Raw genomic sequence first — 13,313 nt, 5'->3', positions numbered from 1 at the left:
GAAGCCTATGCAAACAAATCGTTTTGTACTTGCAGGTACTGGCAGTGGGGTAGGTAAAACAACTTTTACCATTGGACTAATGAAAGCATTACAAGAAAAGGGCAAAATTGTGCAGGGCTTTAAATGTGGTCCCGATTATATTGACCCTACCTATCATACTGCCGTAACAGGACGGGTATCGCGCAATATCGATAGCTGGATGTTTTCCCATGAAGCAGTGCGTGATATTGTCGCGCGCGCAAGCAAAGATGCTGATGTGTCCATTATTGAAGGAGTTATGGGCTTTTATGATGGCAAAAGTCCGCTATCGGATGCTGGCTCTGCAGCAGACATTAGTGTTGTCACAGAGAGCCCCGTTATTTTAATTGTCAATTGTGCAAGTATGGCACGAAGTGTAGCAGCAGTTGTGAAAGGTTTTCAATTGTTGTCGGATCAACCGAACATCGTTGGTGTCATTGCCAACCAAGTCGGTAGTGTCGGTCATTATGAAATTGCGAAGGCTGCTATTGAGCAGGAGTGTGGTATCCCTGTCATCGGATATTTGAAGCGAGAGGAAGGGATTGATATTCCTAGTCGACATTTAGGATTAGTCCCTGCAATCGAACGAGGAGAACTCGATACATTTTTTGATAAGCTAGGTTCTTTAATGGCAGAGACGATTGATTTAGATCAATTGCTAGAATTAACAAAGGCTCTTGTTCTACAAGAATCAGGGCAATTGTTTGCAGAACAACCATCTCAAAATATTTGCATCGCTGTAGCAAAGGATGCTGCTTTTAACTTCTACTATGAAGAGAATTTGAATCTGCTACGTGCAAAAGGAGCAGAGCTACAATTTTTCTCACCACTTGCGAATGAGCCTGTTCCGGCTGAAGCAGACGGATTGTATATAGGTGGGGGCTTCCCAGAGGAATTTGCAGATATTTTGGCGGACAATTCGGATGCCAAAAAGTCTATTCGTGAAGCAGTTGCAAAAGGTCTACCAACATTAGCTGAGTGTGGTGGCTTTATGTATTTGACGGAGGCTATTACGAATAGCAATGGTGACCGTTATGACATGGTTGGTGTTATTCCGGGAGAAGTAGCGATGCAAACAAAGCTTGCAGCTCTTGGCTACCGAGAAATTTTTGGCACACCAAATAATTTTTTAATTGGTACGGATGAAGAAGCTAAGGGACATGAATTCCACTATTCAAAATATAGCGGCTCACATAATACGCCAGCCTATGAAACGAAGGGGCGCTTTGGTAACAAACAAGAGGGTTACCAAGCAGGGAATTTAGTAGCAGGCTATACGCATTTTCATTTCGTATCGAACCCAAAGCTTGTTGACAATTGGTTAACAGCTTGTAAGAAGGTGAAAAATCATGACTAATTATTTTCCTATTCACATCAATATTGAATATAAAACTGTAGTGATTGTTGGTGGGGGGCACGTAGCAACACAGAAGGTAGCATCACTGCTTCCAGCTAAAGCTAATGTTGTCGTTGTAAGTCCAACTCTAGATGAATCCTTACTGCCTCTTGCTGAGTCAGGGCAAATTACATGGCGTGAAAAAGAGTTTGAACCACGTGATTTAGATGATGCATCACTTGTCATCGCGGCAACAAATGATACGTCAGTAAATGAGGATGTCCAAGAAGCAGCGCAACATTGGCAGCTCATCAACCGCGCAGATGCACAGGCTGAAAGCGACTTTATAACGCCAGCAACAGTACGTCGTGGTCCTTTAGTGTTGACAGTGTCAACGTCAGGTGCCAGTCCAGCATTAGCTCGTAAAATCAAAGCTGATCTCGAAGAGCAATTTGATGACGTTTATGATGACTATGTAAGCTTCCTACAGCAGGCACGTTTAATGATTGCTGCTAAGTTTGAAAAAGGCTCACAAAGACGCAACGCTTTACAAGCATTACTTGAACCGAACTTACTAGAATGGACTCGTAATGGAGAGATTGATAGACGCGAAGCATTTTTACAACATATTCTGATGGGAGAAGCGCGATGAAAGACGGAATAGTGTATTTAGTTGGAGCTGGACCAGGAGATCCAAAGCTCATTACAGTGTACGGGCTAGAATGTATTCAAAAGGCTGATGTCATTGCATATGACCGTCTTGTGAACCCGAAATTGCTAGAGTTTGCGAAAAAAGATGCTGAGCTTGTGTACTGCGGTAAATTACCTGGTAAGCATCACTTAATTCAAGATGAGATTCATACATTACTTGTTGAAAAAGCGCAGGAAGGCAAAATTGTCACACGTTTAAAGGGTGGCGATCCATTCGTTTTTGGTCGTGGCGCAGAGGAAGCGGAAATCTTAAAAAATCATGGTATTGCTTATGAAATCGTACCTGGTATTACAGCAGGAATTGCCGCCCCAGCGTATGCCGGCATCCCTGTAACACACCGAGATTTTGCGACGAGCTTTGCACTTGTAACAGGACATGGCCGTGAGGAAAAAGGACAAGACTTTTTAAATTGGCCAGCCCTTGCAACAGGTATCGATACAGTCGCCTTTTATATGAGTGTTGGTAATATAGCTTATATTTCTAAAAAGCTCATCGAAAATGGTCGTAAGGCAACTACTCCAGTCGCCGTTATTGAGTGGGGAACAACAGAGCAACAACGTACCATTACAGGTCAGCTTGATGAAATTGCAAGCATTATTGAACGAGAAGGCTATCATAATCCTTCCATGATTATCGTAGGCGATGTCGTCACTGTACGCGAGAAAATTCAATGGTTTGAAGAACAGGGACTAGCCCTTACATAAAGACAAAAGTAATTTGAGCATAAGGAGGAAACACATCATGACAGTAATGGAAGCTTTAAAAAATCGTCGGGCGATTCGTAATTACACGACACAGCCTGTTGAAAAAGAAAAAATCGAACAAATTTTACAAGCAGCAACATATGCTCCAAATGACCGTATGCGCGAGCCTTGGCATTTTTATGTTATTCAAGATGATGCGATGAAACGCTACGAGGAAATGGCAAATGCTTATTTGCAAGAGCGATTCCCAACAAAACCAAATTTAGTGGAAAGCTCGTTAAAAGTTGTTCAAACAACGCCTGTGGCCATTGTTGTGACAGCAGATATAGTAGAAGAAGATGCAGATGCGACAGCAGATAATGTCTTTGCCGTATGTAGCGCTATCATGTCAATGTGGCTTGCTGCAGAAGAGCTATGGCTTGGTTTTGTATGGCGTACACGTGGTGTAGGGCTTGTTCATGATCCACGTATGCATGCATTCATTGGCGCAAGTGAATCACAAAAGGTAGTAGGAACGATCTTTATTGGCTATCCAGAAGAACAGGAGCTTAAAGACAAGAAACGTACACCATCTGAAGAAAAAACAACATGGCTTTAAGGGAGGCTTAAAGAATGGCTAGAAAAGGCTTGTTTTTAGTTTATACAGGTGAAGGGAAAGGCAAAACAACAGCTTCTCTTGGTGTCACATTGCGCGCAGTTGGTCGAGGCCTGAATGTGCGTTACATGCAATTTATTAAATCACCAGAGCGTACATACGGAGAGCAAATTGCTCTTCGTAAGCTTGGCGTAGAAATGGAGCAAATGGGAATCGGCTTCACATGGACAAAAACACCAGAGGAGCATCGTGCTGCATTAGCAAAAGCATGGAAAAAAACAAAGGCTGCCTTGCAAGACGACAGTATTGATTTACTCGTATTAGACGAGCTCAACAATGCGCTGGCTATTACAAAATTCCCAATCGATGATGTGCTCCCATTAGCGGAAGTTATTGAAGCTATTCAGCAGCGCCCACCTACAATGCATTTAGTCGTAACAGGACGTAGCGCCAATCCAGCGCTAATTGCAATGGCCGATTTAGTATCAACAATCGATGCGACAAAGCATTATTATGAAGAAGGAATTCCCGCTGTAAAAGGCCTAGAATTCTAATTGGATCCTCTCGCAGCGGTGGGTACTCGCGCTTTGGAGGGGATACTCGCGCTTTGAGTGGAAATACTCGCGGAACGAGGCAGAATACTCGCGCTTTGGAGAGAAATACTCGCGGAACGAGGCAGAATACTCGCGCTTTGAGAGGAAATACTCGCGGAACGAGGCAGAATACTCGCCCTTTGAGAGGAAATACTCGCGGAACATGGTGGAATACTCGCGCTTTGGAGGGGAATGCCCGCGGAACGGGGTAGAAACCCGGGAAGCAAGCTGAACCCCGTGTATCAAGTTGAACTTCGCAAGTTTGTGAGAATACTCGCGCTCTGGAGGGAATGCCCGCGGAACGAAGCAGAATACTCGCGTTTTGAGAGGAAATACTCGCGGAACGAAGCAGAATACTCGCGCTTTGAGAGGAAATACTCGCGGAACGAAGCAGAATACTCGCGCGTTGAGTGGAAATACTCGCGGAACGAAGCAAAATACTCGCGCTTTGAGAGGAAATACTCGCGGAACGAAGAAGAATACTCGCGCTTTGGGGAGAAATACCCACGGAAGCAAGAGGAATACTCGCGCTTTGGGGAGAAATACCCACGGGAGCAAGAGGAATACTCGCGCTTTGGAGGGAATACCCGCGAAAGCAAGAAGAACACCCCCGCTTCAACTATAAATATAGGAGGGAAAAGACTATGCCAGCAAAATCTATCATGATTCAAGGAACGGCTTCTGATGTAGGGAAAAGTATGATTTGTACTGCGTTGTGCCGTATTTTATCTGATGATGGGCTAAAGGTAGTACCGTTTAAATCACAAAATATGGCGCTTAATTCGTTTGTAACTCAAGATGGCGGAGAAATTGGCCGTGCACAGGGTGTACAAGCAGAGGCAGCACGTGTTGTCGCAACTACGGATATGAATCCTATATTGTTAAAACCAAAGCAGGATATGGTATCGGAAGTGATTGTTCATGGCAGACATTTTTTAAATATGGATGCCAAAAGCTATCGCAATCAATTCGTCCAAGAAGCGATGCCGATCGTTGAAAAGTCAGTACGAACTTTACAAAATACATATGATGTCATTGTCCTTGAAGGTGCGGGAAGCCCGGCAGAAATCAATTTGAAAGACCGTGATATAGCAAATATGCGCATGGCTCATCTAGCGGATGCAGCGGTTGTGCTAGTGGCTGATATCGATCGGGGCGGAGTATTTGCATCGATTGTTGGAACACTCGCATTACTTGACGATGCAGAGCGTGCACGAGTAAAAGGGCTGATTATTAATAAGTTTAGAGGGATGCGTGAATTACTCGATGATGGCATTGAATGGGTAGAGCGAGAAACAGGGATTCCCGTCCTTGGAGTTGTACCGTATGTAGAAGTCAATATTGAAGCTGAGGATTCGCTAGCGCTATCTTCATTACGCTTTAAAAAGCCAAAGCAAGGGGAGTTTGCAGTGGATGTGGCAATGATTCGCTTGCCGCGCATTTCAAACTTTACGGATGTTGATCCATTTTTTGATGAGCCAGAGGTTGGTGTACGTTTAATTGGCAATGTCAATGAGCTTGGTACGCCTGACTTACTTATACTTCCTGGAACAAAAAGTACAATGGATGATTTAGCGTGGTTAAAGGCACAAGGCTTCGATCAAGCGATTGCTGATTTACGTGAACGAGGGACAAAAATTATTGGTATTTGTGGTGGCTTCCAAATGCTTGGTGAAACGTTACTAGATCCAGAAGCAGTAGAAGGAAATGGTGATTCAGCGCAAGGTCTAGGATTATTACCAATGGAAACTGTTTTTGTTGGTGATAAAAAAACAGTGCAAATGACAGGTACAAGAGGACAGGATACGTTTACTGGCTATGAAATTCATCTGGGACGTACAAAAATTTTACGTGATGAAGTTTCGCCATTTTTACAGCTTGCAGATGGGCGAGTAGATGGGGCAGTAAGTGCTGATGAACAAGTGATCGGAACATATTTCCACGGCCTATTCCATAATCGCACGTTTACACGACAGCTTGTCAATGACATTCGCTTGAAAAAGGGGCTCGCTGCTTTACCAAGTGATGTGAAAAGTGACGCAGAACGTAGAGAGGACGCTTACAATATGCTGGCAAAGCATGTGCGTGCTAATCTCGATATGAAAAAAGTATACGAAATCATGAATGTAGAGGTACCTGTATGACAAGAAAAGGACCGTTAGCTATTAATTATGAGGCGTTATGGCAGGAAGGTATGAAGGACTGGCATGGCCAAATGCCTGAAAGAATGGTCAATGATCAATTAGAGGAACAGTTTTGGGCACAGTCAATTGCACGTAAAAAGGTTGGACAAACAGATCCTTATGCTGAAAGGATTTTTCAAGAAATTAAAAAAAGTATTCAACCAGAGCACTCGGTATTAGAAATTGGTCCAGGCTGGGGCAATTATACGTTTCCACTAGCTGATCATGTGCAAAAGCTAACTTGTGTAGATAGCTCAGAAAGTATCCTTAGCTATTTAGAAAATTGCATGGAGGATAAGCATCATGTTTCATATATTCATGCAAAATGGGAAAGCCTTGCTGAAGATGAAGTCGAGGCGCACGATTTAGTCATTGGTGTCAATTGCTTTTATCGTATGTATGAAATCAAATCAGCACTTTACCATATGAATCGTCTAGCTAAAAAGCGTGCAATTATTGGCATGACAACAGGGCCAATTCAACCTCACTATGAAATTTTATACGAAAAGTATGGCTACGATATTAAATTTCCACGAAGAGACTATATAGAATTTTTAAATTTGCTTTATGAAATGGATATTTATGCAGAGTGCAAAATCATCCCATTAGAACGAGTATATGAATATGAAAGCTATGAGCAGCTTGTAACAACACAGAGTAAAAAAATATTAAATGATACTTTTAATAGAGCACATGTTGAGGAGTCGCTTTTGCCATTTATTGAGGAAAAGAACGGGCGTTATTATTATCGTCATGATTTCCATGCGGCACTCGTATCATGGGAGCCGAAATAATTATGAAACCTTTGGACAAAACTAGTGACCAAAGGTTTTTTTTATTGGGAGCGATAGGGTACAATAAAGCGATAGAAATAGAAGTGAGGTGGCATATGTGCAACTACATTTTTTAGGAACAGGCGCAGGAATGCCTTCAAAAGACCGAAATACAAGTGCCCTAATGGTAAAGCTTTTAGATGAAGTGGGGGAAATGTGGCTTTTTGATTGTGGGGAGGCGACCCAACATCAAATTTTGCATACATCGTTAAAGCCACGTAAAGTAACGAAAATATTTATTACACATTTACATGGTGATCATATTTTTGGATTACCTGGCTTTTTAAGCTCTCGTTCATTTCAGGGCGGGGACGAGCCATTAACGATATTTGGCCCACAAGGTTTACAGCAATGGATTGAGCAAACCTTAGCCTTGTCAAAGACGCATTTAACCTATCCATTACAATTTGTTGAAGTTCATGAAGGTATTATTTATGAAGATGAACATTTTACAGTAAGTGCAAGTGAATTGCGACATGTAGTTCCATGCTATGGCTACCGTATTGAGCAAAAGGATTTGCCTGGCGAATTGTTAATGGAAAAAGCACAGGCTCTTGGTGTTCCAAAAGGTCCTTTGCTAGGACAATTAAAAGCTGGGAAAGATATTGAGCTTACGGATGGCACCATTGTTTATGCGAAAGATGTTGTCGCTCCGCCGAAAAAAGGCTTTACGCTCACTATTTTAGGAGATACGAAATACTGTCCAGAGGCAATTTCATTGGCGAATGGAGCAGATATCGTTATTCATGAAGCGACCTTTGATGGTACTACGACCGATTTAGCAGCGAACTACGGACACTCTACAAATATTGAAGCGGCAAAGGTGGCACAACAAGCAGGAGCAAATTATTTACTGCTAAACCATTTAAGTGCTCGCTTCTTACCACATGATTTACCAAAATTCTTAGCAGATGCACAGGAGATTTTCCCACAAACTTTCCTGACATCTGATCAATCCGTATTCTCTTGGAATAACAACAATTTAATTTAAACAAAAACATAAAGTACCTTTTAGATGACGCTTCATTTAAAAGGTACTTTTCCCTTTTTATTCATCGGATGTTTACTGGGCGAAAGCGAAGCGACAGCAACACATAACGAAATACCCACATATTAAGGTGAGTTAGCAATAATTATCGATATAATTCAATAATTTGACTGGCTATATATTCGGAGCTAAAGTGAACCCCGTTTCTGAGCCACCACATGATGATGCCAAGTATTGAAGATGCGAGAATATCCATTGATAGAGTTGTGTTAGTACTATCAGAGCCTTCACTTTTACGTTGTATGACAATCAAGTCCTTTAATGTTATATGCATTTTTTTATTGAAACCAGGGTGCTCAAATAATACAGCTAAAATTTTTCTGTGCTTATAAAAGTAATCTAAAAACGTAATTAATTGTTCTTGATTATTTAAATTATCAATTTGTAAAGTTGGAGACATTTTCGACAACAAGTCGTCGAAAATATCATAAACTACTTGCTTTAATAAATCATTAATATCTAAAAAATGTAAATAAAAAGTTGCTCGATTTAGCTCTGCACGTTGGGCTATTTTTTGTACTGTAAGTTTCGAAATATCAGGGTTTTCAATTAAGATGTCTACTACAGCTTCTTTAAATACCCGTTTAGAGCGAATAGATCTTGGGTCTTGCTTTTTTTGTGTAGTCAATTTTAATTCTCCTTTATCTATTAAATATAAAATTAATTAATAGTATTTTAAATTTTGTTGTTTAATTGACACTTCTTGAAAAATTGTAAATAGGAATCAAAAAATAAAAATGTTATTATCTATTTTATTGACATAGTGTTAATAAAACAAGTGGAAAGAGGAATAAATTAATGTCGGAATCAATAAATAAAAAAGTACTATTAACAGTACTAATTTTAGGATGTTTTTTATCTACACTAAACCAAACATTGTTAAACGTTGCATTAAGTAATTTAATGGACGTGTTTTCTGTTTCTGCTACAACCGTTCAGTGGCTATCTACTGGCTTTATGCTGGTAAACGGGGTGCTAGTACCTATTACAGCATACTTAATGAAACGTTTTTCAACACGCCAATTATTTATAAGCTCGATGCTGTTTTTATTAATAGGCTCTATTATTTGTGCAGTAGCACCAAACTTCACCACTTTACTAATAGGTCGTATGATTCAAGCAATAGGGGCGGGAATTATTATGCCATTGCTAATGAGCATCGTGATGTTTATTTTCCCTCCTGAAAAAAGAGGCAGTATGATGGGGTTAATTGGGCTAGCTATGATTTTCGCACCAGCCATTGCACCAACATTAGCAGGATTTGTAATAGATTATTATTCATGGCGTTGGTTATTTATCGGAATAATTCCATTTGTCGTGATCATTATATTTATGGCAATGAAATATTTAATTAATGTTTCAGAGACAGCAAAAACGAAGTTAGATGTAATCAGTGTTATTTTATCGACAATTGGCTTTGGTCTTATTTTGTATGGATTTAGTAATGCAGGAAGCCATGGTTGGGATGATAAAGTTGTAATCGCTTCTATACTTGTAGGGGTAATGATTACAGCAATATTCTGTCTTCGTCAAATTAAATCTTCTGATCCACTTCTTAACTTATCCGTTTTTAACAATAAATTATTTACGCTAACGTCCATCATCAATATTATTGTCACAATGATGATGTATGCGGACATGATTTTATTACCGATGTATTTACAAAACGGTAGAGGGTTTACGGCTTTAGACGCTGGTTTATTATTATTACCAGGTGCACTTGTGAATGCCTTTATGTCTCCAGTAACAGGAAAAATGTATGACCGCTATGGTGCAAAGCCGTTATTTATTATCGGTTTAATTTTTGTCATTCCTTCAATGTGGGTTGTAACAGATTTAACAGAAACAACAACCTATAGCTTTTTAATGATACGTACCATTTTTCTACGTATAGGGTTGAGTTTTATCACAATGCCGTTGAACACAGCTGGTTTGAATGCCTTACCTAAGGCACTTGTCACACATGGTACAGCAGTGAATAATACATTACGCCAAATTGCAGGTGCAATTGGATCTGCAGTCGTTATTACAATTTTCACAGCACAAACGACAAACCATGCAAAAACATTGCTAGCGGAAACACCAAATGCTGCGGCTGAAGGTATTCGCACACTAGCTTCTATTTTAGGCTCAAGTGATGCCTATTATTTCATGACAATCTTAGCTATAATTGCATTTGTTTTAACTCTATTTGTTCCATCTAAAAATAAGATTAAACAACAAGCTTAATGATTAAGCATTCAAAGAACAACATTAAAAGAGCCTTACTACAATAAAATGTAGCAAGGCTCTTTGTTTTTATAATTGGCTGTTTTTGTAAAGTTTAAATAATAAAATTTGCTTACATTAAAGAGCAAACATTCTATAATATGAATGTGTACATATAAGGAGTGTTATGAATGAGACCTATTCTTACAAAAGAAATTAGTATTCAAGATTTTATGGATTTTTATTGGTTAAAAGAAGAATTGCAATCATTTTGTAGAGATAATGGAATAAGCGCGTCTGGTTCTAAGGTAGAGATTTCAGATAGAATTGAAACATTTCTTCGGACAGGAAAGGTAAAAAAAACACAAAGAAATTCAAAGTCTATTAATAAACCTCGAACTAACAGTGAACTAAGTCTTGATACAATCATTTTGGGAAATCATCGTTGTAGTCAAGATGTGAGAGCATTTTTCAAGTCAGTAATTCCAAAGTTTCATTTTTCTACCTATATCCAAAACTACATTAAAAACAATATTGGAAAAACGTATCGTGATGTTGTAGATGCTTGGTATGAAGAAGAAAAACGTAAGAAAGACCCATCACACGAGAAGAAAATTCCCCCTCAGTTTGAATACAATCAATTCATTCGTGACTTTTTCTCTGACTCAAAAAATAAAGGGAAAAGTCGTGCAGAAGCGATTGAAGCTTGGAACAAAATTAAGAACCTTCCTGGAAGTAACAAATATATACCTGAAAATTAGTCTTTTCCAATACACTGCTCTGTTAGTAGAATGGCAACAATTTTTATAAGCAATCAAATACAAAGTAGTAATAGTTGTAAAACGGAAAATTGGAATATAAAAGAAATATAATGCGGTGAATAGTGAATTTTTGTATAATTGATTAAAGGGGAGTGGTTTTATATGAATCAGCAAAAGATGCCACCAGCACTATTGCGTTTAATCGTAATTTTTCCGAATGTTCTGAGCTATTTATTATTATTTGGACTAATTCTTTTTGTTATCTCAAATTATGACACATTAAAAGCGACGGACAACTTAACGGTTTGGCTAATTTTTATTGTAGTACTTGCACCGGCTGCTGCCTATAYGACATTCAGCATTGTTAAAAAAATTCGCGCTGGACAAATGTAAGCTAATACAAAAAGTGTATTCATTAGATAAACTAATGGATACACTTTTTGGACTTTTTAGTTCTGAATAATATAACTCAATTATAAGTAGTGCTATGATTACAACAACTGATATGAAGTATATGTTAGAAATGACATTCATTATGTGAAAAGGTGCTTTATGAACAAAGACTGCCTTTACCCAATGGTTATTTTCCTTTACTGCAATTGCTATAGAAGTAGATATCCCATTTATTGCATAATATTTTGTTCCTTTTGGGTAATAGTTTGAGGCATCTCCGTAATAATTTCCGGTCATATCATTTGGCTTGGTCTTTACTTCCCCTATAATATTAACAATTTCACTATCTTCAATAAATTCTTCTTGTTTAACTTCATAAACATTTCCTTTCCAAACGACAAAAGGATAAGCCCAAGAGAGTGCTTGAACAGAGGGTGAAATCATAAATATAAATAATAGCGATAACAACGGTATTCTTTTCATAGAGCACCTCCAATTTTTATTTAATTATAAAAGTAAAAATTGGAAATGTTGAATGGATCTAAAAAAATCTGTGAAACCTTCCATGTGATTTACAAGAACACATTTTCTGAAAAAAGGCTTAATGATAGATATCTGATCTACAAGCGAAGCATACATTAGAAGCAGGGTGTATTAGTCAAGGCGAATAAAATAATTCCATCTAGAGACACTAATAATAAATACGAGTTGTTTCATAAAAAAATTGAAAAGCGGGGTGTTTTTTGTGGATCCAACAAATTGCGATTTTTCACCAATGAAACAAACATTAAAGGAAGAACTTCTGCAGGTCATTCATTCATTACAGCAAAGTGTAGAAGCTATGGATACTGATGCAAACTGTTTACTTGGGAACTTTGAAAAAATTAAAGAGAAATTTGTAACGATTGAAATGAAAGCTGCAACATTTTATTTGAATTGCTATCTTTCCCCGTTTACTGAAAAATATCCTGAGCTTTCGCATTGCGTACAAAATATGTCTAAAAGAAGACACGGTGGACTAATTGTGATTGAACGGGAGGATTCTCTGACACCTCATATACAGCCTGGTATTCATATTGGCGCAGAAGTGACGCATTCCTTATTAGAATCTATTTTTTTTCCTGGAAATCCGCTGCATGATGGCGCAGTTTTAATAAGCCAAAATCTCATTAAATCAGCAGCAAATGTACTGCCACTGTCAGAGAGATATACGGGGGAAAAGAAATTAGGTACAAGACATCGAGCAGCATTAGGGTTAAGTGAAAAAAGTGATGCACTTGTTATGGTAGTGTCTGAAGAAACAGGGAGAATTTCCTTTGCCTTTAAAGGAAACTTATATCCAATTACGACGCATGGCATTATATAGTGTGAGCTTCACACTATAATAATATCTTGAATTCGAGATATTTTTCTTGCTTATTTATCTCTTGCGTTGTAAAGTGATGAATGAGAGGAGGAGGAAGCGATGCGAAAACACACGCTCGGGTTACTGACATGGATTCGGATGATGCGCTTTACAAATCAAAGTAACCAGCTATCCAATGAGTTTTTAAAGCGTTTTGACTTAACGACTGCACAATTTGATGTCCTGATACAAATAAAGACATATGCACCGTTAACGCAATCCCAATTAGCAGAGAAAGTGATAGTGACGCAAGGTGGTATGTCTCGGATGCTTGCTCGTCTTGAAAAAGAGGGACTTATTGAACGTAAGCAAAATTGGAAGACTAAAACAATCTCGCTAACTGCTAAAGGCGAGCAGATGATTGATGCGGCAACACCAAGTCAGCTACAATTTCAATCCTCATTTTTTGAAGAAGTATTAACAGAAGAAGAAATGAAAACTTTAAATACATTAATGTCGAAATTAGAGAAGCATAGTCGTGAAAAAAAAATACCGCCAGCGTGATTTTTTTACACTATCACTTG

The 13,313-nt window shown here is 38.8% G+C and carries 15 protein-coding genes; 13 read left to right on the top strand and 2 right to left on the bottom strand.

Features of this window, described 5'->3' with window-relative positions; genetic code table 11:
• Nucleotides 1-7 precede the first annotated feature (7 nt).
• From AC1DCY_RS03090 to rnz, 9 genes are all read left to right on the top strand, one after another.
• Nucleotides 8-1,375, top strand: a complete 1,368-nt coding sequence (locus AC1DCY_RS03090) for a cobyrinate a,c-diamide synthase (protein WP_477347352.1) — start codon at nucleotides 8-10, stop codon at nucleotides 1,373-1,375.
• Nucleotides 1,368-2,006, top strand: a complete 639-nt coding sequence (locus tag AC1DCY_RS03085) for a precorrin-2 dehydrogenase/sirohydrochlorin ferrochelatase family protein (protein ID WP_477347350.1) — start codon at nucleotides 1,368-1,370, stop codon at nucleotides 2,004-2,006. The genes AC1DCY_RS03090 and AC1DCY_RS03085 overlap by 8 nt, the downstream gene beginning before the upstream one ends.
• Entirely contained in the window at nucleotides 2,003-2,770 is a 768-nt protein-coding gene (gene cobA / locus AC1DCY_RS03080; protein ID WP_477347349.1) for a uroporphyrinogen-III C-methyltransferase, read from the top strand. The genes AC1DCY_RS03085 and cobA overlap by 4 nt, the downstream gene beginning before the upstream one ends.
• A 37-nt stretch (nucleotides 2,771-2,807) precedes the next feature.
• Complete coding sequence (locus AC1DCY_RS03075; protein ID WP_477347347.1) at nucleotides 2,808-3,368, top strand: nitroreductase family protein; 561 nt, start codon at nucleotides 2,808-2,810, stop codon at nucleotides 3,366-3,368.
• A 14-nt stretch (nucleotides 3,369-3,382) separates the two neighbouring features.
• On the top strand, nucleotides 3,383-3,919 hold the full coding sequence (locus tag AC1DCY_RS03070; protein ID WP_477347345.1) for a cob(I)yrinic acid a,c-diamide adenosyltransferase: 537 nt from the start codon (nucleotides 3,383-3,385) through the stop codon (nucleotides 3,917-3,919).
• 276 nt (nucleotides 3,920-4,195) lie between these two features.
• Nucleotides 4,196-4,624: a hypothetical protein gene (locus tag AC1DCY_RS03065; RefSeq protein WP_477347343.1), complete on the top strand. Its 429-nt coding sequence runs from the start codon at nucleotides 4,196-4,198 to the stop codon at nucleotides 4,622-4,624.
• Nucleotides 4,603-6,102 (top strand): cobyric acid synthase, encoded by a 1,500-nt coding sequence (locus AC1DCY_RS03060; RefSeq protein WP_477347341.1) that lies wholly within the window; start codon nucleotides 4,603-4,605, stop codon nucleotides 6,100-6,102. The genes AC1DCY_RS03065 and AC1DCY_RS03060 overlap by 22 nt, the downstream gene beginning before the upstream one ends.
• Nucleotides 6,099-6,935 (top strand): class I SAM-dependent methyltransferase, encoded by an 837-nt coding sequence (locus tag AC1DCY_RS03055; RefSeq protein ID WP_477347340.1) that lies wholly within the window; start codon nucleotides 6,099-6,101, stop codon nucleotides 6,933-6,935. Before AC1DCY_RS03060 ends, AC1DCY_RS03055 begins: the two co-directional genes overlap by 4 nt.
• Nucleotides 6,936-7,032: 97 nt before the next feature.
• On the top strand, nucleotides 7,033-7,965 hold the full coding sequence (rnz, locus tag AC1DCY_RS03050; RefSeq protein ID WP_477347338.1) for a ribonuclease Z: 933 nt from the start codon (nucleotides 7,033-7,035) through the stop codon (nucleotides 7,963-7,965).
• A 142-nt stretch (nucleotides 7,966-8,107) separates the two neighbouring features.
• Here rnz and AC1DCY_RS03045 read toward each other — a convergent pair whose 3' ends face one another.
• Complete coding sequence (locus tag AC1DCY_RS03045) at nucleotides 8,108-8,650, bottom strand: TetR/AcrR family transcriptional regulator (protein ID WP_477347336.1); 543 nt, start codon at nucleotides 8,648-8,650, stop codon at nucleotides 8,108-8,110.
• 170 nt (nucleotides 8,651-8,820) lie between these two features.
• Here AC1DCY_RS03045 and AC1DCY_RS03040 point away from each other — a divergent pair, with 170 nt between their 5' ends.
• On the top strand, nucleotides 8,821-10,251 hold the full coding sequence (locus tag AC1DCY_RS03040) for a DHA2 family efflux MFS transporter permease subunit (protein WP_477347334.1): 1,431 nt from the start codon (nucleotides 8,821-8,823) through the stop codon (nucleotides 10,249-10,251).
• 170 nt (nucleotides 10,252-10,421) lie between these two features.
• Entirely contained in the window at nucleotides 10,422-10,991 is a 570-nt protein-coding gene (locus AC1DCY_RS03035) for a DUF6434 domain-containing protein (RefSeq protein ID WP_477347332.1), read from the top strand.
• A gap of 309 nt (nucleotides 10,992-11,300) precedes the next feature.
• Here AC1DCY_RS03035 and AC1DCY_RS03030 read toward each other — a convergent pair whose 3' ends face one another.
• A complete protein-coding gene (locus tag AC1DCY_RS03030; RefSeq protein ID WP_477347330.1) occupies nucleotides 11,301-11,867 on the bottom strand; it encodes a hypothetical protein in 567 nt (188 codons plus the stop codon).
• 262 nt (nucleotides 11,868-12,129) lie between these two features.
• Here AC1DCY_RS03030 and cdaS point away from each other — a divergent pair, with 262 nt between their 5' ends.
• Nucleotides 12,130-12,750: a sporulation-specific diadenylate cyclase CdaS gene (cdaS, locus tag AC1DCY_RS03025; protein ID WP_477347328.1), complete on the top strand. Its 621-nt coding sequence runs from the start codon at nucleotides 12,130-12,132 to the stop codon at nucleotides 12,748-12,750.
• 99 nt (nucleotides 12,751-12,849) lie between these two features.
• Nucleotides 12,850-13,293, top strand: a complete 444-nt coding sequence (locus tag AC1DCY_RS03020) for a MarR family winged helix-turn-helix transcriptional regulator (protein WP_477347326.1) — start codon at nucleotides 12,850-12,852, stop codon at nucleotides 13,291-13,293.
• The last annotated feature ends 20 nt before the right edge of the window (nucleotides 13,294-13,313 follow it).

This window comes from Lysinibacillus sp. 10T31, from assembly GCF_056394365.1.
This window is presented reverse-complemented; position numbering and strand designations above follow the sequence as displayed.

Excerpts from the sequence above, each read along its gene's own strand:
- AC1DCY_RS03090 (WP_477347352.1), top strand. The coding sequence starts at position 8 with ATGCAAACAAATCGTTTTGTACTTGCAGGTACTGGCAGTGGGGTAGGT.
- AC1DCY_RS03085 (WP_477347350.1), top strand. The coding sequence starts at position 1,368 with ATGACTAATTATTTTCCTATTCACATCAATATTGAATATAAAACTGTA.
- cobA (WP_477347349.1), top strand. The coding sequence starts at position 2,003 with ATGAAAGACGGAATAGTGTATTTAGTTGGAGCTGGACCAGGAGATCCA.
- AC1DCY_RS03075 (WP_477347347.1), top strand. The coding sequence starts at position 2,808 with ATGACAGTAATGGAAGCTTTAAAAAATCGTCGGGCGATTCGTAATTAC.
- AC1DCY_RS03070 (WP_477347345.1), top strand. The coding sequence starts at position 3,383 with ATGGCTAGAAAAGGCTTGTTTTTAGTTTATACAGGTGAAGGGAAAGGC.
- AC1DCY_RS03060 (WP_477347341.1), top strand. The coding sequence starts at position 4,603 with ATGCCAGCAAAATCTATCATGATTCAAGGAACGGCTTCTGATGTAGGG.
- AC1DCY_RS03055 (WP_477347340.1), top strand. The coding sequence starts at position 6,099 with ATGACAAGAAAAGGACCGTTAGCTATTAATTATGAGGCGTTATGGCAG.
- AC1DCY_RS03040 (WP_477347334.1), top strand. The coding sequence starts at position 8,821 with ATGTCGGAATCAATAAATAAAAAAGTACTATTAACAGTACTAATTTTA.
- AC1DCY_RS03035 (WP_477347332.1), top strand. The coding sequence starts at position 10,422 with ATGAGACCTATTCTTACAAAAGAAATTAGTATTCAAGATTTTATGGAT.
- AC1DCY_RS03020 (WP_477347326.1), top strand. The coding sequence starts at position 12,850 with ATGCGAAAACACACGCTCGGGTTACTGACATGGATTCGGATGATGCGC.